At 43.0% G+C, this 23,110-nt stretch carries 20 protein-coding genes; 8 read left to right on the forward strand and 12 right to left on the reverse strand.

Annotation, left to right across the window (positions count from 1 at the left end):
• Positions 1-5: 5 nt before the first annotated feature.
• Complete coding sequence (gene secF, locus B1202_RS14260; RefSeq protein ID WP_078191273.1) at positions 6-968, forward strand: protein translocase subunit SecF; 963 nt, start codon at positions 6-8, stop codon at positions 966-968.
• Positions 969-1,030: 62 nt separating this feature from the next.
• Here secF and B1202_RS14265 read toward each other — a convergent pair whose 3' ends face one another.
• From B1202_RS14265 to cysM, 5 genes are all read right to left on the reverse strand, one after another.
• Positions 1,031-1,681, reverse strand: coding sequence for a hypothetical protein (locus B1202_RS14265; protein ID WP_078191274.1), 651 nt, complete (start codon positions 1,679-1,681; stop codon positions 1,031-1,033).
• A 79-nt stretch (positions 1,682-1,760) separates the two neighbouring features.
• Positions 1,761-4,067 carry a RelA/SpoT family protein gene (locus B1202_RS14270; protein WP_078191275.1) on the reverse strand — a complete coding sequence of 769 codons (2,307 nt, stop codon included), beginning with the start codon at positions 4,065-4,067 and terminating at the stop codon, positions 1,761-1,763.
• 33 nt (positions 4,068-4,100) lie between these two features.
• Positions 4,101-5,489 (reverse strand): 23S rRNA (uracil(1939)-C(5))-methyltransferase RlmD, encoded by a 1,389-nt coding sequence (rlmD, locus tag B1202_RS14275; protein ID WP_078191276.1) that lies wholly within the window; start codon positions 5,487-5,489, stop codon positions 4,101-4,103.
• Positions 5,490-5,495: 6 nt separating this feature from the next.
• Positions 5,496-6,314 (reverse strand): 3'-5' exonuclease, encoded by an 819-nt coding sequence (locus B1202_RS14280; protein WP_078191277.1) that lies wholly within the window; start codon positions 6,312-6,314, stop codon positions 5,496-5,498.
• Positions 6,315-6,346: 32 nt separating this feature from the next.
• Positions 6,347-7,267 (reverse strand): cysteine synthase CysM, encoded by a 921-nt coding sequence (gene cysM / locus B1202_RS14285; RefSeq protein ID WP_078191278.1) that lies wholly within the window; start codon positions 7,265-7,267, stop codon positions 6,347-6,349.
• Positions 7,268-7,420: 153 nt separating this feature from the next.
• Here cysM and B1202_RS14290 point away from each other — a divergent pair, with 153 nt between their 5' ends.
• The 5 genes from B1202_RS14290 (at position 7,421) to rsfS (ending at position 13,345) form a co-directional block, all read left to right on the forward strand.
• The gene (locus B1202_RS14290; RefSeq protein ID WP_078191279.1) at positions 7,421-10,228 is read left to right on the forward strand and encodes an ATP-binding protein; all 2,808 of its coding nucleotides are present in this window, start codon (positions 7,421-7,423) and stop codon (positions 10,226-10,228) included.
• Between the two features lie 111 nt (positions 10,229-10,339).
• Complete coding sequence (locus tag B1202_RS14295; protein ID WP_078191280.1) at positions 10,340-11,128, forward strand: crotonase/enoyl-CoA hydratase family protein; 789 nt, start codon at positions 10,340-10,342, stop codon at positions 11,126-11,128.
• A gap of 32 nt (positions 11,129-11,160) precedes the next feature.
• The gene (locus B1202_RS14300) at positions 11,161-12,030 is read left to right on the forward strand and encodes an NAD(P)-dependent oxidoreductase (RefSeq protein WP_078191281.1); all 870 of its coding nucleotides are present in this window, start codon (positions 11,161-11,163) and stop codon (positions 12,028-12,030) included.
• A gap of 42 nt (positions 12,031-12,072) precedes the next feature.
• Positions 12,073-12,870: a hydroxypyruvate isomerase family protein gene (locus tag B1202_RS14305; RefSeq protein WP_078191282.1), complete on the forward strand. Its 798-nt coding sequence runs from the start codon at positions 12,073-12,075 to the stop codon at positions 12,868-12,870.
• A gap of 73 nt (positions 12,871-12,943) precedes the next feature.
• Complete coding sequence (rsfS, locus tag B1202_RS14310) at positions 12,944-13,345, forward strand: ribosome silencing factor (protein ID WP_078191283.1); 402 nt, start codon at positions 12,944-12,946, stop codon at positions 13,343-13,345.
• A 90-nt stretch (positions 13,346-13,435) separates the two neighbouring features.
• On the opposite strand, the gene B1202_RS14315 is transcribed toward rsfS, so the two are convergent.
• The 5 genes from B1202_RS14315 to B1202_RS14335 form a co-directional block, all read right to left on the reverse strand.
• Entirely contained in the window at positions 13,436-14,053 is a 618-nt protein-coding gene (locus B1202_RS14315) for a hypothetical protein (protein WP_078191284.1), read from the reverse strand.
• Between the two features lie 13 nt (positions 14,054-14,066).
• Positions 14,067-15,398, reverse strand: a complete 1,332-nt coding sequence (locus B1202_RS14320) for an ammonium transporter (protein ID WP_078191285.1) — start codon at positions 15,396-15,398, stop codon at positions 14,067-14,069.
• Between the two features lie 316 nt (positions 15,399-15,714).
• Positions 15,715-17,169, reverse strand: a complete 1,455-nt coding sequence (locus B1202_RS14325) for an NAD(P)(+) transhydrogenase (Re/Si-specific) subunit beta (RefSeq protein ID WP_078191286.1) — start codon at positions 17,167-17,169, stop codon at positions 15,715-15,717.
• A 3-nt stretch (positions 17,170-17,172) separates the two neighbouring features.
• Positions 17,173-17,493 carry a proton-translocating transhydrogenase family protein gene (locus B1202_RS14330; RefSeq protein WP_078191287.1) on the reverse strand — a complete coding sequence of 107 codons (321 nt, stop codon included), beginning with the start codon at positions 17,491-17,493 and terminating at the stop codon, positions 17,173-17,175.
• 11 nt (positions 17,494-17,504) lie between these two features.
• Positions 17,505-18,632, reverse strand: a complete 1,128-nt coding sequence (locus tag B1202_RS14335) for a Re/Si-specific NAD(P)(+) transhydrogenase subunit alpha (RefSeq protein WP_078191288.1) — start codon at positions 18,630-18,632, stop codon at positions 17,505-17,507.
• A gap of 941 nt (positions 18,633-19,573) precedes the next feature.
• On the opposite strand from B1202_RS14335, the gene B1202_RS14345 reads away from it, so the two are divergent.
• Both B1202_RS14345 and B1202_RS14350 read left to right on the forward strand, forming a co-directional pair.
• Positions 19,574-20,491 carry a DMT family transporter gene (locus B1202_RS14345; RefSeq protein ID WP_078191289.1) on the forward strand — a complete coding sequence of 306 codons (918 nt, stop codon included), beginning with the start codon at positions 19,574-19,576 and terminating at the stop codon, positions 20,489-20,491.
• Between the two features lie 123 nt (positions 20,492-20,614).
• The gene (locus B1202_RS14350; protein WP_078191290.1) at positions 20,615-21,811 is read left to right on the forward strand and encodes an MFS transporter; all 1,197 of its coding nucleotides are present in this window, start codon (positions 20,615-20,617) and stop codon (positions 21,809-21,811) included.
• Positions 21,812-21,863: 52 nt separating this feature from the next.
• On the opposite strand, the gene B1202_RS14355 is transcribed toward B1202_RS14350, so the two are convergent.
• Together B1202_RS14355 and B1202_RS14360 are read right to left on the reverse strand one after the other, a co-directional pair.
• Positions 21,864-22,508, reverse strand: a complete 645-nt coding sequence (locus tag B1202_RS14355; protein ID WP_078191291.1) for a HEPN domain-containing protein — start codon at positions 22,506-22,508, stop codon at positions 21,864-21,866.
• Positions 22,509-22,605: 97 nt separating this feature from the next.
• A complete protein-coding gene (locus tag B1202_RS14360) occupies positions 22,606-23,016 on the reverse strand; it encodes a hypothetical protein (RefSeq protein ID WP_078191327.1) in 411 nt (136 codons plus the stop codon).
• Between the last annotated feature and the right edge of the window lie 94 nt (positions 23,017-23,110).

Raw genomic sequence — 23,110 nt, forward strand, 5'->3', positions numbered from 1 at the left:
CGAAGATGACTGAAAATACTCAACCGAAACAATACGGCCGTCCGGATAACGAGCACATTATTCCGTTTATGAAGATTGCCAAACCGGCAGCCTTGATATCGATTATCTTAACGCTCGCAAGTATCTTTTTTATTTGCACCAAAGGTCTAAACCTCGGTTTGGACTTTACTGGCGGTGTGGCAGCAGAGTTGAACTATAGTCAACCGGTAAAATCTGCCGATGTGAGCTCAGCGCTGACAAAGGCTGGCTTTAAAGACCCTGTAGTACAAACTTTAGGATCTGACCGCGACCTGATGGTTCGTATGCCAGTTCAAAAAGACATTGAAGCTGAAGACTTAACCAAAGCCATTACGACTGCTGCTCAATTGCCAGGCAATAAAGCAGAAGTGCATAAAGTTGATGTGGTGGGTGGACAAGTCGGTAATGAACTCTACGTGCGTTCTGCGGGTGCTGTAGGTCTTGCCCTACTGCTCATGCTAGTTTATGTCACTATTCGCTTTGAGTTCAAACTTGCGATGGGTGCTGTATTGTCTTTATTCCACGATATCGTGGTGACCATTGGTATCTTTGCCATGATGCAGTGGCCGTTTGACTTAACAGTTTTGGCTGCGCTACTCGCGATTATCGGTTTCTCGCTCAACGATAACATCGTTGTATCTGACCGTATTCGTGAAAACTTCCGTAAGATTCGCGGTGCAGAACCTCTCGAAGTTGTGAACAGTGCTTTGACTGAAACACTTCGCCGTACCATTCATACTTCTATGACACTGTTACTGGTTGTTGTGGCGATGATGGTACTGGGCGGTGATGGTCTGAAATGGTTCTCTGTTGCAATGTTTGTTGGTGTATTTGTGGGTACATATTCATCAATCTACATTGGTACAGCCTTCGCATTATGGCGTGGCCTGAACCGTCAAGACTTCATTGTACAAGTGAAGCCTGAATTTGAAGAAGAAGAGATTCCTTAAGCTTTTCGACTTATAGTTCAGATCAAAACCCATCTTCGGATGGGTTTTTTTATGCGACTACGTTAAATAAATGAGCTAGGTAAGATCGCAATAATAGGATGTAATTTTTCAATATCTGATTGCAGGAATTCCACCTGTCGTTTTTGGTCTAGACTTGCAAATTGCCACGTATCATCTGTTTGCTGCATTACGTTTAAAATAAGATTTAAACCATTCCGCAAATATACACAGGCTAGATCCGATCTCTCCACTCCTCGCCGTTCATCACAGACCACAAGCCAACCCTCTTGTAATACAGGTGCATAATACGACGCTGTGATGCGAATAAAATATAAGTCTTGAGTGTTTTTAAATAATGCTGAATATTGAGATGCATTATTTGAAATCGGTTTTAATGAAAATGCCTGTGTCTCAACCACCTGCATTTCAAAAAGGACTAAACTTACTTGCTCCTTAGTGCGCTTGTCTTGTTCTATAAACTGAACTTCATCATCCAAACTTCCCTTTATGAGTCCCAATTGTGACTCTAACTCACGTGCAAATTTCTCTCCAATCTGCCGATGACTATTTAATAATTGGGAAATTAAAGGAACTGCTAAGCCAAAATGTTCACACACGGCTTTGCCATTTTTAAAAGAGCCTGTTGCCACCCAGTGGTCAATGGCTTGTGTTAGATTCTGTCGACGCTTTTCAAAAAGCTCTGAAGGCAGCATAAGCATTCAATTTTATAATTTCTCTCCCCCAATATAATAAAAAACCCGCACGCAGCGGGTTTTTTATACAGCTTTATTTTTAGCTACCTTGTACCAAGCGACGTGCGCTGATAATGCCTGGTTGTTGCTCTAGACGTGCCAACAATTTTGATAACTGCGCCAAGCCCTTCACTTCAATCAACAGCTTCATATTGGCAATACCATCACTTTCCGAAATCGTATTCACCTGACGAATGTTGATTTGGTCTGAGAAAATCACTTGAGTCAAATCTTTGAGTAAACCACGACGGTCATAAGCTTCCACCACGATTTGTACACTTTGACCACGGGTTGGCTGCATTTCCCAATCTGCTTCAACCGCACGTTCAGGCTCTTGTCCAATCATACGGATATAATCCGGACATGCGACCTTATGGATACTCACTCCACGATTCAGGGTGATATAACCAGCAATCGATTCACCATGCACAGGCTGACAACATTGAGCAATGTGTAGTTCTACATTGTCCAGACCATCAATCAAAATACCATGCGCCGAAAGCGTATGACTTGCACGTGGGTTCAAGGTCGGTTTTAACACCAGTTCAGGCTCATCCTGATCGAGGTGCATATGACGGTTAACCTGATTGATTAAGGCATGTAAGCTAATATCGCCACTCACCAAGCCAATCAAGATATCTTCACCCAATTTCACATTAAAATGATTGCAGTAATCATTCAAATCGATACTTTTCGGGTGAATCGCCAAACGTGACAATTCTTTATTCAGAATCTCACGTCCCACTTCCAAGTTTTTACTACGGTCTTGCTGACGGAACCAATGACGCAACTTATCACGTGCACGAGCCGTCTTGATATAACCCAACGAGTTCACCAACCAATCTCGATTCGGTTCACGATCTTTCTTGGTTAAAATCTCGACCTGTTCCCCAGTTTTGAGGGTATAGGTTAAAGGCACATAACGTTGGTTCACCCGTGCTGCATAGCACTTGTTGCCTACTTCAGTATGCACATGATAGGCAAAGTCGAGCACAGTCGAACCGCGTGGTAATTCTTTGATATCACCATCACGACTAAACACATAGATTTTCTCAAAATCTTCAAACTCTTGGATTTGTTCGAAGTTTTCAGAATCTTCATCTTCTTTATGGGCGCTAGCATCATTTCGTTCTTGATAATGTTCAAGCACGGCACGCAAAGAATGTAAGCGATGATTAAATGAATAATCTGTGGTTTTAGAGCCTTCTTTATAGTTAAAGTGCGAACACACCCCGAGTTCAGCTTCTTCATGCATATTGTGCGTACGAATTTGCACTTCTAAAGATTTGTTCTCTGCAATCACGGCCGTATGCAGTGAGCGATAACCATTGGCTTTCGGGTTGGTAATATAATCATCGAACTGATGCGGAATATGACGCCAAATCTGATGAACGATCCCCAGTGTGTGATAACACTCAGGTACATTATCCACCAAAACACGAACCGCTCGAATGTCATAAAGCTGATCAAAGCTCAGGTTCTTACTCTTCATTTTTCGATAAATCGAATAAATGTGTTTCACCCGACCATTAATCTCGGCCTCAATGCCATGATCTAATAGTTCTTTACGCAACTTTTCTGTCACGAACTGAATATATTGTTCACGCTCTAAACGTTTTTCATTCAGTAAGGATGCGATTTCTTTATAGCGTTCAGGTGCAAGATAACGGAAAGCAAGATCTTCTAGCTCCCACTTGAGCTGTGCAATCCCTAAACGGTGCGCGAGCGGCGAGTAAATGGTTAAAATTTCTCGTGCGACACGCTCTTGACGTTCTTTGGTTGAGTGCGCTAACTCACGTAATGCATAGGTACGTTCAGAAAGTTTGATTAATACAACACGAACATCTTCAGTCACAGAGATCAGCATTTTATAAATGCCGGTCAAATGTTCACGTTGGTTATTATTAAAATGATCTTCTAGACGTTTATTTTGCTCAATCAGGTCAGACAACTTACCCATGGCAAGCGTGCCTTTCACCAAAGCATGCACTTGATCGCCAAATTTGCTTTGGACTTCTTCTAAACTGGTTACGCCTTCACGAACACTTCGATACAGCATGGCTGCTGATAACGTATCTTCATCCGCATACAGATGAGCAAGAATATCCGCCATTTCAATACCGGTATAGAAGGTATTCGAGCGATGGTTGACCGTTGTTTCAAGTTCATTCTGTAAGGTCAGATGTGCAACTTCTTCGAGTTGCTTTAGAGGAGCCCCGTCAAACATGCCACTCACACGCTCTAGCCATTCAGCCAAATCATGCTGTGCTTGCTCGGCATGTTCTACAGTCGTTTCCTGTGACAACTCATTGAGACGTCCAGGTAATTGTTCACGTACTGTGACCATACCCTACTCCTAGTTTTCTACGCTTCATAACTTTTAATCGTTTATCTGATTTTCTTTTTCGAACAAAGCAATCGATTCGACATGCCCTGTATGGGTAAACATGTCCATGACACCCGCTTTTTTCAAACGGTAGCCTTGTTGTACCAGCATTCCAGCATCGCGTGCTAGTGTTGCAGGATTACATGACACATAAACGATTCTTTTTGCACCAAATTTGGGCACATAACGCATTATTTCTTCTGCACCAGAACGTGGTGGGTCTATCAATAATGCATCAAATCCTTGTTTTGCCCAAGAATGATGCGAAAAATCTTTTGTTAAATCTTGTGAATAAAATTTCAGTTGCGAAAGGCCATTGTTTTGTGCATTTTCTGCACCACGCTGAACCATTTCTTCACTCCCTTCAACTGCAACGACTTGACCCGTTGAACCCACACATTGAGCAAGTGGTAAAGAAAAGTTTCCTAAGCCACAAAACAGATCTAGAACTCGCTCACCCTGTTGTAACTGAAGCAATTCACATGCCAGTTTCACCATTTGCGGATTAATCGTGGAATTCACTTGCGTGAAGTCTTGAGGATTAAAGCCAAATTCCACACCAAAGTCACTTAGACCATAGTGCAGACGCATCGGTGCATCGGGATGATCCACACGATGTAAGCTGTCTGGCCCTTCAGGTTGTAAGTACAGTTGCCACTCTTTATGTAACGCAAATTTTACTAATTGGTTGACATCTTCCGCGCAAAGTTCCGCCGTATGACGAATCAGGAGAGCAATTTCTTGATCTCCCATGGCCAGTTCCATATGCCCAATATCTGCTTTACCTTGCAAACTTTGTAACAATTGTTTGAGTGTGGTGATTGAGCCAAACTCACGATCCAACACCATACAACGGTCAATCGAAGTCAGTTTATTTGACTGGCTCTCACGAAAGCCAACCACGAGCTTATCTTTTGCAGGTAGGTAACGCACACCGATACGTGCTTTGCGACGGTAATCTTCACGCAATGAACGTAACGGAGCTAACCATTGATCAGGCTGAATGCCGGCAAAATGTTGCAAATGTGATTGTAAAACATCTTGTTTTAAACGAATTTGCTCGTCGGGATGGATATGTTGCATGCTACAACCGCCACAGACCCCATAATGTGGGCAGGCCGGTTTTACTCGTAGTATAGACTCTTCACTCAGCAACTCCAGACTGTCTGCTTCTTCAAGGCGCTTAACCACATTGGTAATACGCGCACGCACGGTTTCACCCGGCAAGGCATAACGGATAAAGACTTTCTTACCGTGTTTTTCTGCAGGATGATCTGGATGCGTCCCAAAGTGCGCTATGCCTCGCCCCTCATGTGAAAGCGATTCAACCTGAAATGTATAAATGGGTTGTTGGGCTTTTTGGGGTTTGGCTTTGTGTTTCATGCGTACCTAATGTGTGGAAGATGGGAAATCAGATTGAGTGAATTCGGTACGTTGCGAGGTTTGCTGCCATACCGATAAAAAGTCAGCGTGTTGCGGCTGAGTTTGTAAATATTGAATCGTACTTTGAATCAGGTGCTGATGATCATTCAACAATAACTGTCCTTTCAACAACAGCCAGCGTAAATAAATCAACCATGTATTGAGCACATCGCCTTCACAGTAGCTAGTCAGTTCCGTCCACTGTTGTTCACGTACATATTCAGGCACATGGTAGCCACCATCACCACGTTTACCAGGGAAACCAAGTAAATGTGCTGCATCGTCAAGTTTTTGAAAATGACGACCATGGAACATGGCCATGACATCCATCAAATCTACATGACGATGATGATAACGATTCTGGTAGTTATTATAGCGCTTTTGCGTATCAATCTCGCCCTGATCGAACAAACTTGGTGCAGATAGTCCGTGATACATGGCACGGAACAAAATTACAGGCAAATCAAACTGCGAACCGTTCCAACTAACCAAGGTCGGATGACGCTTTTCAAAAATAGAAACGAATTTTTTTAAAATTTCAGCTTCGCTATTGTCTTCACGGCTAAATGAAAACAACTTCATGCCCTTTTCATCAATCCATAGTCCAGAGATACAGACAATTTCATGCAAGGCCAAACGCTGAAAATCCGTGCCCGCCTCTTGGCGACGCAGTTTAGTCAGCGCAGCATCTAGATCTACCTCAGGCAGATCCAGTCCATACAAATGCGCACCTGACTTCAAATCTGTCAGTGTTTCGATATCAAAAATTAAAACAGGTAAACGCATAAGTACTCACCAGTGCCCATTGGCCACTGTAATTATTCAGGATCAACAACAGAGAATAGACCAGTAGATAAGTAGCGGTCACCACGGTCACATACGATGCAAACAATCACGGCATCCGGATTTTCTTCAGCCAATTTAACTGAAGCCCATACCGCACCACCCGAAGATGTACCTGCACTGATACCTTCTGTACGCGCTAAACGACGAGCCGTTTTTTCCGCTTCAATTTGCGGAATATCCATAATACGATCAACACGTGAAGGGTCAAAAATCGTAGGAAGATATTCTTGTGGCCAACGGCGAATACCAGCAATGTTTGAGCCTTCAGACGGTTGTAAACCGACAATTTGAATATCCGGATTTTGTTCTTTTAAATATTTCGAAATCCCCATAATGGTCCCCGTGGTACCCATAGAGCTGACGAAATGTGTAATTTTACCGCCTGTTTGTTTCCAAATTTCAGGCCCCGTAGTGAGGTAATGTGCTTCCACATTGTCTGGGTTACCAAACTGGTTTAGGACTAAACCTTTGCCGTCTTTTTCCATTTGAAGGGCAAGATCACGTGCTTCTTCCATGTTTTCTGATTCGATCAGTTCGGCACCGTAGGCACGCATGGCATCTTTACGCTCTTGGCTAGAACTTGCAGGCATGATCAAAGTCATTTTATAGCCACGCATTGCTGCAACCATGGCTAAAGCAATCCCTGTATTTCCGCTCGTCGCTTCAATCAACGTATCACCCGGTTTAATCTGACCACGCTTTTCCGCTTGCATAATCATGTTATATGCAGGGCGATCTTTGACCGAACCCGCTGGGTTATTGCCTTCTAACTTGGCTAATACTGTTGCTTGAGTATGACTTGCCAGACGCTGTAAACGCACTAACGGCGTGTTGCCGACGTAATGGTCTAATAAAAAATCGTCTGCTTGAAAATCAGGGGTTGTATTACTCATTATTCACACCTATATCGAGGTGCGCCTATTGTATGAAAAAATGCCTTTGCCTGCACCCATTTGCCTCGCTTTTTCGCGAAAGTGATTAAAGCGCAATCAGTTTTAAATAATCCATGCTAATATTCGGGGCATAAGGAATAAACTGCTTAAACCATGTCAAATATCAACAAAAAGCTTTTTAAACGCCTACACTTAAATCATGCCTATGGTCAGTTGATTGCACTTATTTTCGTGCCGATCACCATTTTGGCCTGTGTCGGTGCGATGTTGGTAATAACAGAAACCTCCAATGCAGCCAAAGCACAACAAAAACAAATGGCTGTCGCGATCCTGACGCGCTATCAACCGACATCAGAATCTGCCATAGAGTTGCTCAACCATTATCCGTGGCAGTTTGATCAAGCTCGTAATGCCATGCAAAGCATGTTGAATGAAAAGCATTTGATTCGTGCTGCGATTTTAGATCTCAAAGGCAACAACCGCCTGAGTATTGGCTTTCAAGATCAAGATATTTGGCCTGCTTTTGACAGTAAAGCGTCTTTTATTGGACCGATTGCACATCAGGGTAATCATATTTATGCCCTGAAAATTTCAGATTCAACCCAGACACCAGCATGGTTAAGCATTGAACTGGATAATCAACCGCTGCAAATTGCCCGCTATCGCGTGTTAATCGTGTTAATTGCAACAGGCTTATTGACGCTCTTATTACTTTTGCTGTGTTTGAATTTCTATTCACGTCGTTGGATCGCACCAATGTACGAAATTCGCATGCAGTTACAACGTTTAAATGCCGATACTCTAGATCAGCACATGATCATTAACAGTACTGGCGAACTCCGTTTATTACAGCGTGATATTGCCAATGTGGTTAAACGTTTACACTTCAGCTTTTTAGAACTGCGTGAACATACCGAACAAACTGAAGATGATTTAAGACGCACGCTTGATACTCTCGAGGTGCAAAACATCACCTACCGTCAAGCACGTGACCAAGCGATCCATGCCAATCAGTCGAAGTCGGTGTTCTTGGCCAATATTTCCCATGAACTGCGCACGCCACTCAACAGTATTGATGGCTTTATTCATCTTTTACTGCGCCAAGGCAACCTCAGTAATGAGCAAAATTTATATCTACAAACGATTCGTAAATCTTCTGCGCATTTATTGGCTTTAATTAATGACGTGCTTGATTTCTCCAAAATTGATGCCGGCAAACTAGAACTCGAAACTGCGCAATTCGACTTAGAAGAAGCCGTCTTTGATGTGATGGATATGTTGTCGCCATTGGCAGCGCAAAAGCATATTGATATGACCTTCTACTATGCGGACAATGTGCCGAAATTTGTGGTTGGTGATGCCCTGCGCTTCAAGCAAATTTTGACCAACTTAATTTCAAATGCGATTAAGTTCACTCCAGATGGTGAAATTATTGTCCGTGTCCGTATGGAGCACGATGACATCGGTCAATGCCTGCTGCACTTTAGTGTCCAAGACAGTGGAATTGGCTTAAGCGGTACCGACCGCAAAAAACTGTTTGAATCCTTCTCGCAAGGTGATGCATCTGTGACCCGTCAATTTGGCGGTACAGGTTTAGGTCTTGCCATCTCCAAACAATTGGTCAGCCTGATGCATGGACAAATTGGTTTTGAAGATAACCAAGAACGTGCGCCAACAGAAAAAGGTTCAACCTTCTGGTTTACTGCGCGCTTTGTGGTCGATGAAGAAATTGAAATTGTGCATCCACAATTTAGCAATCTACAAGTCGTTTCCTACTTGGCACATCCAGCAACTGCCAATGTCCTACGTCATTATTTAGAAAATTATGATGTTGAACATATTGAAACGCAGTCAATCCTAGATTTATTTAGCCGTCTCAATCAGCTGCAAACCAATGAAAACACTTGGTTAATTGTTGATCATAGTGGCGACTCTGAAGCTTTACTGAAAGAAATTCGTCATCGTTATAGCGGTAACTTAGCGGTTTATGGCTACCAAATGATGCTCGATCCAAACATGTTGAACGAGTACCGTGCCCGTCCATTGCATCAACCACTCAGCCGTACAGCGTTGATTCAGTTGTTGAGTAATGAGCCGTGGTTTGATCAAGAGCAACATGAAGAATTTAATGGTCAAGGTCTGCACATTTTGGCTGTCGACGATCATTTACCGAACCTGATTGTGCTTGAAGCCCTGCTCTCTGAGTTAAATGTGAAAACCACCAAGGCTTTGAGTGGACAAGAAGCCATTGAAATCATTCAAGCTCGCCAAGAGCAAGGTTTGGCCGCTTTTGACCTCATCTTTATGGATATTCAAATGCCTGTGATGTCAGGTGTTGATACCACGCGTGCCATTCGATCACTTGAGTCGACCTTTGAAAATCATAAGCGCCTTCCAATTATTGCATTGACGGCACATGCGCTCTCGGATGAAAAACAAAAGCTTCTGCAAAGTGGTATGGATGACTATGTCACCAAGCCAATTCAAATGGATCAAATTATTCAAATCTTGACTCAATGGACTACCGATAACTTTAAGAAAGTACCGGTTTTAGAGCGTAGTTCGGTGATTGAAGCCCTAGAGCCGAGTATTTTAGATTGGCAGCAAAGCTTGCAGTTGGCCGCGAATAAAGAAGACCTTGCGGTTGATTTACTGAAAATGCTCGTCGATAGCTTTGAGCAAGAAACCCATGAAATGGCACAACTCATCGAAGATGAAGATTTCCCACAATTAGAGCATGTGCTACATCGTCTTTATGGCGCAACCCGCTATGTCGGTGCTCCAACCCTCCAAGAGGTTTCAGGTCATTTTGAGCAGTTTGTTTCAACCTTACGTAAGGAACGCCGTAAAGCAGATGATGCTTTTGTTCAAGAAACCCTAAACCGTTTTGATGAGTTAAAAAATGTCATGGCACAAGTTGAACACGCGGCTCAACAAATCTTAGCTAAACAAAATAATTAAGCGCAGTCCGACTAAAGTCAGTGCCGTCCAGCTTCTGTTGTGACTGCACTGTCATGTATCCTGTCAGGGTGCATGCTATGCTCGGGCGCAGAAACAACAAGAGTAATTACCATGGCTTTATTACGTGTAGAAAAAAATAATGGCATTGCAACGGTTTACTTAAACCGTCCAGAAAAACGTAATGCAATGAGCTTTGCATTGCTCAAAGAGTTGGTCAGCACCGCTGAAAAATTAAAAAAAGATCGTAGCTTACGCTGTGTCATTTTAACGGGTGAAGCCAATGTATTTAGTGCTGGCATTGATTTGGCTGACCTAAATGATCCAAAAAATCGTGCCTATGCCGCGTGGGAACTGTTAAAGCCCGGTCAAAGTTTATTTCAAAAAGCCTTTCTAATTTGGCAACAACTTCCTGTACCTGTAATTGCAGCACTTGAAGGCTTTTGTTTTGGTGCAGGCATGCAACTTGCCTTGGCTGCCGATATCCGTATTGCCCACCCGAAAACGCAAATGTCGATTATGGAAAGTCGTTGGGGCTTAGTCCCTGATATGGGCTTAACTCGCTCACTGAAAGGTGTAATTGGACTGGATTTAGCCAAAGAATTAACCCTTACAGCACGTATTTTTGATGCAAAATATGCCAAGGATATTGGCTTAGTAACGCATTTAAATGAACAGCCTTTGCTTCAAGCGCAGCAGTTAGCCGAAGAATTATCACAACGTTCACCAGATGCCTTGGCAGCGGCAAAACAAGTACTAGATGCCATGGAACATAGTCCAAAACGTTCTTTACGCTTAGAAAAAATCTGGCAATTTAAATTACTGCTCGGCAAAAACAGCCAATTGGCACGTAAAAAAGACAAGAACCCAGAGGTTCAGTTTTTACCACGCCAATATAAGTAAAATAGTCACACAGGATAGATTGAGTACAGCACATGGCGTTTGATCGTAATACAAAAATTGCATTTCTAGGTATGGGGCTGATGGGTAGCCGCATGGCCACGCGCCTCATTCAGGCAGGATTTGAAGTTGCGGTATGGAACAGAACTGCCGCTGCGTGTGATGAGTTGATTGCGATTGGCGCGACGGCGCTTCAATTGGAGAATATTGCCCATTATCCTGTGGTTTTATCTTGTCTCGCAGATGATGCTGCTGTTGCCGCGGTGTATGCAAGCATCGAAACCCATTTAGCGGCAGGACAAATTATTGTCGACTTCTCGAGTCTTTCTGTGAATCAAACCCATCAATTGGCTCATGCTGCAAAAATAAAACAAGTCACTTGGATTGACTCGCCTGTTTCCGGGGGCACAGCAGGCGCTGAGCAAGGCACCTTGGTCATCTTTGCCGGTGGTGATGCTCAAACGATTCAAGATTTGAGTCTGATCTACAATGTTTTATCTCAACGTGTTACCCGCATGGGCGACTCAGGTACAGGTCAAGCCACCAAAATTTGTAATCAGCTGATCGTCGCTGCCAATAGCACGTTAATCGCAGAAGCTGTCGCACTGGCCGAGAAATCAGGTGTAGACACCACGTTATTAGCACCAGCGCTTGCCGGCGGTTTTGCAGATTCAAAGCCTTTTCAGATTTTAACTCCACGTATGGCAACGCATCAGTTCGAGCCCGTGCAATGGAAAGTTCAAACTTTATCTAAAGACCTGAATAATGCAGTCCAACTGGCTGCCCAATTTAAATTAAGTATCCCTGTTGCCAGCCTTGCTTTATCGCAACTCAAAGCCCATCAGGACAATGGTTTTGCAGAAAAAGATTTAGCCACCATCATTCAACATGTCGAACATAACTAACGACTTTCACTTTAGAAGTAAATTGCTTCAAGGACGATATACATGACTCAGCTCGCGGTTAATTTATCCATGATTTTTACCGAAGTGCCGTTGTTAGAGCGTTTTGCTTTGGCTCGTGAACACGGTTTTAAGCATGTAGAAATTCAGTTTCCGTATGAGCTGAGTATTGAGCAGATCCAAACCCAACTCACCATCAATGATTTAAGCCTGTGTTTAATCAATGTCCCTGCGGGTGATTTGATGCAAGGCGGTGATGGTCTTGCGGGAGTTCCGGGGCGTGAAAATCAATTTCATCAGGCCTTAGAACAATGTATTCGCTATGCCACTGCGTTAAATGTACCGAGTGTCAATATTTTAGCTGGCAAACAGCCACAAGATGCTGACTTGCTGCCATGTTTAAATACCTTGTCAAGCAACCTCAAACTGGCGTGCCACATGTTGTCTGAACATCATATTCAACCGGTATTTGAAATGATTAATGGCACTGATATGCCGCGCTTTTTGGTCCAAAATATTGCCCAAGCTCAGGAAATGCTTGAAGCTGTACAACACTCTACTTTGAAGATGCAATATGACTGCTACCACATGGCGATGATGGGTGAAGATATTCTCAGTACTTTGGCAGAAAATATTCAGGATATCGGTCACATACAGTTTGCTGACTGTCCAGGGCGACATGAACCTGACTCAGCACAGATTCCATTTGCAGAGATTTTTAAATGGTTAGATCAAAGCCAATATACAGGTTACATCGCGGCTGAATACCGACCACGAAGCAACTCATCACATTCTTTTGCGTGGAAAGACAAATACTTCCCTCATTTAGCTAATGGTCAATGACGTGTTGATTTGAAATTCAGCAACAAAACCGCTATATTAGATCATGTAAAATTGTCAGGAAATCATACCCTCTATGAATTTAGAACCATCGCCCAGCGCTTCTAATTCTCTCGATCTCGCAAAATCAACGCAAATCAAAGACGTACAAGCTTGCTTAGCTGTTGTACGTGAAGCACTTGAAGATGTAAAAGCCAAAGATATTATTGAACTTGATATCAGCACTATCAGCAACGTAGCAGATGCGATTGTTATTGCGAGCGGTACTTCAACTCGTCACATTAAGTCTCTTGCAGACAACGTGGCAGAAGAAGCACGTAAAGCTGGATTCCGCCCTATCGGTGTTGAAGGCGAACGTGATGCAGAATGGATCCTGATTGATCTCGGTTTTGTAGTGGTACATGTGATGTTACCTACAGCACGTAAATTCTATGATTTAGAAAGCTTATGGCGTACAGCTCCAGAAACTGTAGCTTAAGCTTCCAGAAAAAAGCGACCTAATTAGGTCGCTTTTTTATCCCTTGACTTTATACACGGACAATCAGCTTCATGGTGTTTTACCCCTACACTAAAGCAGTTGATGTAAATCCACCTCAGGATAATTGGCTTTAATTTTCAGCTTGGTTTGTGCATAAACTTGGTCTGCACGCATCGGGCCATAAAAGTCACAATACACTTCATAAATGCTCGTTAAAACTTTGGCATAACTGGTCAAGGGCAAAAACTCGACAAAACTCGCTGTATTTATTTGTGCATTTGCCGCAATTGCCAGCCCGATTTCTTCTAATTGCTCAATCACATCTTGGGTGAAATCAGCCTGATCTGTAGATTTCACCGTCAGCATGACTGACTCGATAAAGCCTAAAAAGGCCTCGCTAATCGTTTCTGCAATGAGCTCGTCTTCTTGCACCTGTTCCTGTGGTTTTTCAACCCGTAACAGTTCCTGCTTTTCTAAGGTAGATAACTCATACAAAACTTGCTTCAGCATATCTTTACGATAAAAGCGAAGCTCCTCTGTGGTACAGATATCATTTAAGAAGCGATTCAATACAAATGACGGTTTCATGCTGTACTGCTGCTCCCAGTGCCGTAGCGCACTCTCGAGTAAAGTCCCATGAATAAATTGTTGTAAGCCTTTTTCTAAAGCTTCGCGGCGTTGTGCCAAATTCAACAGTTCTGTGCTCATTGCTTTACTCCTATTAATGACGCTTGGTCATATCATCCGTTTCAAAAGTCACATCTTTTTGAAACTCGGGATAAGACAATTCAGCATGTTCGGTATAGTCCAAACCACGTTGTTCATGTTGCTTACTCACCCGTAAGCCACCCAACAATTTGTCCAAGACCTTAAATACAATGAACGCAACACCAAAGCCCCATAAAAAGGCTGCAATCACCCCAAGCCCTTGTATCGCGATGACATCGCCATTAAACATATTATTTTCAAGGAAGATCCCTGCAGCCAATGTTCCCCATGCGCCACAGAAACCATGCACGGTCACCGCATCCACCACATCATCCAGTTTCATTTTTTCCATGAACATTGGTAGGCAGGTCACCATGACACCTGCACATAAACCGGTGATGACTGCATACAGTGGAGACATCGTTGCACAGCCTGCCGTAATGGCAACCAAGCCACCCAGTGAGGCATTGATCGTGCTGCGGATCAAAATGGCTTTTGAACGGATAAGGCAGAGCAACATATATGCAACCGCTGCCGCACACGCTGCAAGATGCGTATTTAAAGCAATACGTCCTACGCTGACATTGGCATTAATGGTCGAGCCTGCATTAAAACCAAACCATGCTAACCATAAAATAAAACCACCTAATGCCACTAAGGGTAAGTTATGCCCCGGTAAATAATGGCTTTGCCCATTGCGTCCAAATCGCCCCAAACGTGGACCCAGTACGATGATGCCCGCTAAAGCCACCCAGCCACCCATCGAATGCACCACGGTCGAACCTGCAAAATCGATAAACCCGAGTGCTTTTAACCAACCGTCTCCGCCAAATAAACTGCCCCATGCCCAACTACCAAAGACAGGATAAATCAGACCGGACACAACGGCCGCACTCACCACATAAGCCACAAAATGAATCCGCTCCGCCATGGCACCACTGGCAATAGTGGTTGCCGTTGCAGCAAACATCATTTGGAAAAATAGAAGGTTCCAGTGCCAATCATCCAGTTGATCGGGTGCAAAATGACTTAAGCCAAACCAGCCCGTGGTATTGACCCCAAACATCAGACCAAAACCCACCAACCAAAATACCAGACCACCCAAGCAGGCATCCATGTAGTTTTTCATGAGTACGTTCACGGTGTTTTTACTGCGAACTGAACCACTTTCGATCATGGCAAATCCAGCTTGCATAAAGAACACCAAGATACCGCCCAGTACTACCCAAATACTGTCGAGCGAAATACGAATTTCTTGAATATTACTGGCGATTTGCGGGTCAACTGCCCATGCAGTCGATGTCAGGACACTCAGAAACAGTGCCATCAAGTATGTTTTTTTCATGATTATTCCCCCAAGAATAACCATGCTGTGCAAAAAGAATACCAAATTTCAGACAATTAATTATTTTTCAATGCATTGCGTCACAAAACAAGTTCGCGACAATATTTTGAATCACTGAGATCGAATTTAATGAAACAAAACAGCGCATCAATTTGATTCAAGCACCTGATGCGCTAAATATTTGTGCACTTTTAGTGTGAGGCATCCATTAATCAAAAGCCAAGAAAATAAAAGCGAAGAAAACAAAAAACCACCCGAAGGTGGTTTAAATCTTCCTCAATCCCGCTTTATCACAGCGGGACTTTGGCAATATGGATTAATGACCGCCGCCATTAATGGCTTTTGTCATATCTTCCACAACTTTCTTCGCATCACCGAAGATCATCATCGTTTTATCATTATAGAACAAGTCATTATCTAGACCTGCGTAGCCTGTAGCCATAGAGCGTTTGATGACCATAATGGTTCGTGCTTTATGTGCTTCAAGGATTGGCATGCCGTAAATTGGGGAACTTGGATCGTCTTTTGCCGCTGGGTTCACAACGTCATTCGCACCAATCACCAGTACTACATCTGTTGCAGGGAAGTCTGAGTTGATCTCGTCCATTTCAAGAATGTCTTCATATGCAACGTCAGCTTCAGCTAAAAGTACGTTCATATGACCCGGCATACGACCTGCCACTGGGTGAATCGCAAAACGAACTTTTACACCTTGCTCTTTTAAGATTTCACACAATTCTTTCACGGCATTTTGTGCACGACCTTGCGCCATACCATAACCCGGCACGATCACCACGCTGTCCGCATTTGACATCAAGAAGCCAGCATCGTCTGCAGAACCTGAACGGTGATTACGCTGTGCTTTTTCACCATTATCCGCTGCAGCTACTGCTGTACCACCCATTGCACCACCAAACAAAACGTTGATGATTGAACGGTTCATGGCTTTACACATGATGTAAGACAGAATCGCACCTGATGAACCAACCAGTGAACCTGCAACAATCAGCATGTTATTTTCAAGCGTGAAACCAATCCCTGCTGCTGCCCAGCCTGAGAACGAGTTCAGTAGTGATACCACCACTGGCATATCGCCACCGCCTACTGGCGCAATCCATACCCAACCAAATGCAAGTGCGAGAACAGTCATTGCCCAGAATGCGTTCATGTTGCCTGTAGTGAAGAAGTAGATACCACACGCCAACATCGCAAGGAAAATTAAAGCTTGAACAGGTTTTACCCATCCACCTGAAATGGTTTTTGCCCATTTCTTCGCAGCCAATTTACCGTAAGCAAATACCGACGCTGTGAAGGTAATCGCACCAACGAAACAACCTACAAACAATTCAAATAAATGAACTTTGCTCATGTGGGCATGTTCTACACCCGCAGCTGTTAATACCGCTTCATTCTCCGCAAATGCTGCAGTCAATTGGTTGTTATGCAGAATCGCAGCGATCGCAATCAGTACCGCAGCCAAACCAACCAATGAGTGCATCAGTGCCACAGTTTCAGGCATTTGCGTCATTGGAACTGTTTTTGCACGTGCAATACCAACGACTGCACCCAACACCATTGCACCCACAATCATCCAAATCACTGGATGATCTGCGACAAAGAATGTGGTGATTACAGCAATCGCCATTGCGATCATGCCGTAACGGTTACCTTGAATCGCAGTTTTTGGACCAGACAAACCACGCAACGTTAAGATAAAAAGAACGGCACCAATCAGGTAGAACCAATCCGCATATTCTTTAATGAATTCCATGGATTAACCCTCTTTTTTCTTTTGCTTAGGTTTGAACATTTCTAGCATACGTGCAGTCACCGCAAAGCCACCAAAAATGTTGATACTTGCAAGGAAAACGGCAATCGCACCTAAAATACTCACCACGTTAATGCTTTGGAACTGTACGCTTGCATCCACAATACCTGGGATACCAACGGTTTGAATCATCGCACCAACGATAATGATCGATGACAACGCATTGGTTACAGCCATTAATGGTGTATGTAGTGCAGGTGTTACCCCCCAAACCACGTAGTAACCAACAAAGATTGCCAAGACAAAAATAGTAATCGTTTCAACCATGATGATTCTCCTTAACCACGTTTCAGCAGCACTTGGCCGCCATGAGTGACAAGTAGTGCTTTTTGAATTTCTTCTTCAGGGTTAATCGCGAAGTTCTTTTCGCTATCAAACATGGTTTCAATGAAATTCAAAACGTTACGTGCGTACAGTGCCGACGCTTCAGTCGAAACTGTTGAAGGAATATTTGGAATACCAAGAATTTTTACACCATTGGCAGTCACAACATTTTCGCCGCAGACAGAACCTTCAACGTTACCGCCAGTTTCAACCGCCATATCTAAAATGATTGAGCCCGGTTTCATTTTGGCAACGGTTTCTGCTTTGATTAAACGTGGTGCATCACGACCCGGCAATAATGCAGTCGTAATCACGATGTCAGCATTCGATACGGCTTTATCAACAATAATCGCTTGGTCACGAATGTAGTCTTCACCCGGCATCCAGCCATAACCATTTTTCGCAGCATCAGCTGCTTTTTGTTGCTCTTCTGGTGACATTGGTACGTCTAACCATTTACCACCCAAAGATTCAACTTGGTCACGTGCTGTAGGACGTAAGTCAGTTGCTTCAACTACGGCACCTAAACGTTTCGCTGTTGCAATGGCTTGTAAGCCTGCGACACCTACGCCCATGATCACAACACGTGCAGGTTTTACTGTACCTGCTGCTGTCATCAGCATTGGGAACATACGTTGATATTCTGCCGCAGCCAAAAGCACAGATTTATAACCTGAAAGGTTGGCTTGAGATGAAAGTACGTCCATGTTTTGCGCACGAGATAGGGTTCGTGGCAAAAGTTCCAATGCAAATGCAGACACGTTTTGTGACGCAAATTGGTCAAGTTCGGTGTTGCGGTAAGGGTCAAACATCCCAACAACGGTGGTACCCGCTGTGAGTTTTTGAATTTCGTCACCTTTAGGCGCACGAACTTTCAAAATCATTTGACTACCGGTATAGGCATCATCCGTAATTTTGGCACCAACTTGTTCATAGGCGCTATCGATGTAAGCAGCGTTTACCCCTGCTCCACGTTCAATAACAACGCTATGACCAGCGCTGATCAACTTCTTTACTGTTTCAGGCGTCGCAGCGACGCGATTTTCACCGACAACAGTTTCGGCTGGAATTCCGATCTGCATGAGCGTTCCTCAAGCTAATTTTTCTTAAGTAAACATCGCAATCCGCGATGTCTCCCCTCAGGATGTGTTTTTGTACAATTTTTGGATTCTAATTGAACTTTTTTAAAATACTACCCAATATTTATTTAATAAATACCCATATTTTGAACTCATGATTCATGAAAAGAATGGTGCGATATTTCATTTATTCAGTTTTATTTGTCGATTTATTACTCATTTTTATCCTATTTATAACTTTTTAATATTACTTAAGACCAAAAACATAAATAATCTCGCTAGTTTTAGTGCAAATTGTTTCACTGCGTTGATCATTGTGACATTTTCATTCAACACACAATAACCTGAACGTGTCGTGAAAAATCGACTTAAGTCAGGTAAAGCCACTCTTTCATTTAGACTGCATCAGCTCGTTGACTCATTTGACAGTTTTGACGTGCTGACTGGTGTTGAAAACTGACTTATTTCTAACACAGTCTCGTCAAATCGGTCAGCTTGAATGTCCGATGAATTTTTGTGCACTTTTCGGGTTTATTGAGATCTTGCCCTCCCCACCTGATGCTTCGCCTTAAGTCTTAGAATTGACTTTTTTAGCTAAAAAAATAATTTTTTGAATATTTAGCATCATGATATCGCTACTGACTTTCTATCCCTAAAAAACACTATTGCACCATTTATGTGCAATTTTCACCTTAAATGTTTCAGCCTGATATATTTGACCTGCCGAGTCATGTTGAGATTAAAAATTTCAAAACCAAATTGGTCATTTCTTCCGCTGTTTTTCATGTTTGATCTAGCAATCCCTTATGCATAAAGGAATAAGTACTATTCTTTTTTTGCATTTTTACTCACACGATGCATTTTTTATAATCAAAATGACAGTTCAAACTTATCGGAACAATGCTGTCGAATTCATTCAGTCGTCATGAGGCATACCTTAACTTATGTCAAGAAATCTTAGTCCGCACTTCATCGGTGCAATTTTTGCGCTGATTGCTGCCTTCTTGTTTAGTACCAAAGCGATTTTTATTAAGCAAGCCTATGCACTTTCTCCTCTTGTCGATGCCACAGTCCTCATGGCTTTACGCATGATGAGTGCATTGCCGTTTTTCTTGGTCATTGCATGGCTGAGTCGACGTTCTTATCAAACGATTCAACGAAAAGATTGGGTGCTCTTGCTCATTTCAGGTTTAATCGGCTATTACTTTTCGAGCTGGCTCGACTTCCGTGGCTTGATGTATATCAGTGCTTCGCTTGAACGGATTATTCTTTTTTTATACCCCACATTAACCGTACTGGCTTCCGCTGTTTTATTCAAAAAGCCACTGAGTTTTAAAACCATCCTTGCCCTGATTTTAAGTTATGGCGGAACAGTGTTAGTGATGCTACAAGAACAAAATGCCACACCACATGATCAGTACTTTTGGCTCGGATGTAGTTTGGTTTTTGCCAGCGCCGTGTTATTTGCGATTTATTTATTACTCACGCCAGGCCTCATGCAAAAGTTTGGTTCTTTACACTTTACTGGTCTAGCCCTGAGCATAGCCTGCGTTGGGACGATTATTCATTTTCTATTTGCAACACCGCAGCCCATTGCCTTGCTTCAACAACTTCCGTATCAAGTCTGGCTATATGGTTTAGCGCTAGGGCTATTGGTTACCGTGCTTCCAACTATTTTGATGATGCAAAGTATCGTCCGACTGGGGGCTGCACAATCGGCCATGATTGCCTCTATCGGGCCCATTTTAACGATTTTACTGGCCGTCGCTTTACTGAATGAACACTTAAACCTATGGCAATGGGTCGGTTGTGGTCTGAATATGTTGGGTGTCTTAATGATCAGTCTCAGTAAGAAATCCTAAACGCGTACGTGGATACTATTCACAGAGAAACACTTTAAGACCGGTTTGATTTTCCTTATAGTGACCACAACAGCGTGGCAGCAAATTCTTTGCATACGCTTCCGCCCAAAATCTGGACAATTTATGAAAGCCTCGATCGACATTAGCCATGATAAAACCCTATTGTGGCTTATGGCTGCTGCATGTGGTTTGTGTGCGGGTGCCAATTATTATTGCCAACCTTTAGTGGCCTCTATCCAACAAAGCTTTCAAATTCCACAATCTGAAGTGGCGCTAACCGTCACCTTTGCGCAAATTTCTTATGCTTTGGGTCTACTGTTTATTGTGCCGATTGGCGATATTGTGAATAAAGCCAAATTTATTCCATTACTCATGCTTGGTGCGACTGTCGGTTTAGCCCTCTGTGCTTTTTCGACCAATCTATACATGCTTTGGGCAGGAACCATTATCACCGGGCTATTTTCAGTGGCTGCTCAGGTCCTCATCCCTTTGGTCACTGTTGCGATACGACCTGAAAAAATTGGGGCTGTTGTTGGCTTTTTAATGAGTGGGCTATTGGTCGGCATTCTGTTATCAACCAGTCTCTCTGGCTTATTGTCCTATCTGTTTCATTGGAAATCGATTTACATCCTCAGTGCGCTCTTGATGTTGGTATTAGCCGTCTTACTCAAGAAGCGTCTGCCCGTGGTTAGCATCACACGGATGCCCTACAGCCAAGTTTTCCAGTCAATGGGCGCATTACTCAAACATGAGCCACGGTTAATTTTCCGATCTCTGATTGGGGGCTGTGTCTTTGCTGCGATGAGTATGCTGTTTTCCACAATTGCCATGTTACTGACTGAGCCACCTTTTCATTTGGCAGATGTTTGGGTCGGTGTTGTAACGTTAGTTGGTGTGTTTGGTGCCCTATCGACACAATGGATTGGGCGTTGGGCGGATTTAGGTTTCAACCGAAAATTAACCTGGCTCGGTTGCAGCATCTTAGCCCTCAGTTGGGGACTGCTGTATTTGGGTGGATCATCACTTGCCTTTTATATTTTGGGCTATGGTTTAATCAACCTAGGTTTGGCAATGGTACATAGCTGTAATCAAAATATTATTTTCCAACTCAACCCGATTGCACGCTCTCGAATCAATTCAATTTACATGACTTTTTATTTTGTCGGTGGTGCATGTGGTTCAGCTTTGGGCGTATTTGCATGGCATCATGGCGGCTGGACCACCACCTGCATGACAGGGATTGCCTTAGTCATTGCTGCTGGTTTTTTTGTATTGATCGATCAACTCTATACTTCGCGGCAACTAAAATATCCACAATGAGAAGTATTCATCACCGCAATAAAGCCACAATAAGTGGCTTTATTTTTGCAAATTAACTGACCTGCACCACGGGATAAAAGGGTTTGCCTAAATCCAAGGTTTCTGCATTTTCCAAAAGAATCACCATAAACACCGGTAAGAGTGCCGACAGTATTGTGCAGCCATCTTGAAGCTGTTTCCGATTGACCGAACTTTTATAGGTCGCGCCGCCATGAACCATTTGATTGCGTAGCGTATACATGCGATTGAACAGCACCATTAAAATATCAACGGAATCTTTTTCTTTAAGCGCGCGTAGTACTTTCTGTTTTTCATGCGCCAGGCCCTCTTTGCATGCGTCATGGCTAATTTTTTGATTTTGATAATCCCAAAAGCCCTGATAAACATAGGGATTATCTAAAAATAACCGTATCGGCTGACTAAAACGCTCCCATAAAATATTATAGATTTTATGCTCTGTATCCTTTTGGCAAATCACATATAAAAACTGCCTTAAGCTTTGCTTGTCCTGCGCAATCTGTAAGTCTTGCGCGTATATTGCGTTGAAGGACACCCATAAACTGATAAATTGCAAATCGAGGTCATCTTGAAGATCAATCGACTTTTTCAGCCAACTTAAACCTCGATGAATGCGTAAATTAAATTGGTCGGTATGTTCCGACTTTTTACTTTTGAATATTTCTTCAAGTAGCATCATGCCTGCTAAATTCCAATGGATAATTCGTTTATTTTTCTACCATTTGAACTTAGCGCAATTGTTTACCGGCATGCAATAAAAATATCTCTGTATTCAACTATTTGGTCTCATCTTGTGTGAGATAGGTATAACGTTCTAACTGATCATTTTCATCAAAAATCAATTCATAAGACATTTTCTTTCCGTTAAAAACGGATTCGGCAGGTGTTCCTAAAAGTTCCCATAAACCCACAGTCGCCACATCTGCCGCACCATGCCAAAACGCACGTCCCACTTTACTTGCAGTCGAATAACCTTGGGTAAAGGTATAAATTTCATGGCGTTTGCCATTTTTATATTCAGAGGTGATCGGTGCGCCAAATTCAGCAATCACCAAGTTACGAGACAGGCCGCGTTGAATCATTTCGGTATTTTTCTTGCTCGGCTGCTTGCTTGCCATAACAACTGAACAGCCTGTTGTTCCTGACAATGTGAAAACTAAAGCTAATCCTAAGCAGGTTTGTTTCATCATGTGGTATTCCCCAAATTCTTCACATTTCTATTTTTAATTTTTTGATTTTCATCTGCTGTTGATCTTAATTGTTTCTTTCATCTTTTTCATT

The organism is Acinetobacter amyesii (assembly GCF_002018365.1).
GTDB classification, from domain to species: domain Bacteria; phylum Pseudomonadota; class Gammaproteobacteria; order Pseudomonadales; family Moraxellaceae; genus Acinetobacter; species Acinetobacter amyesii.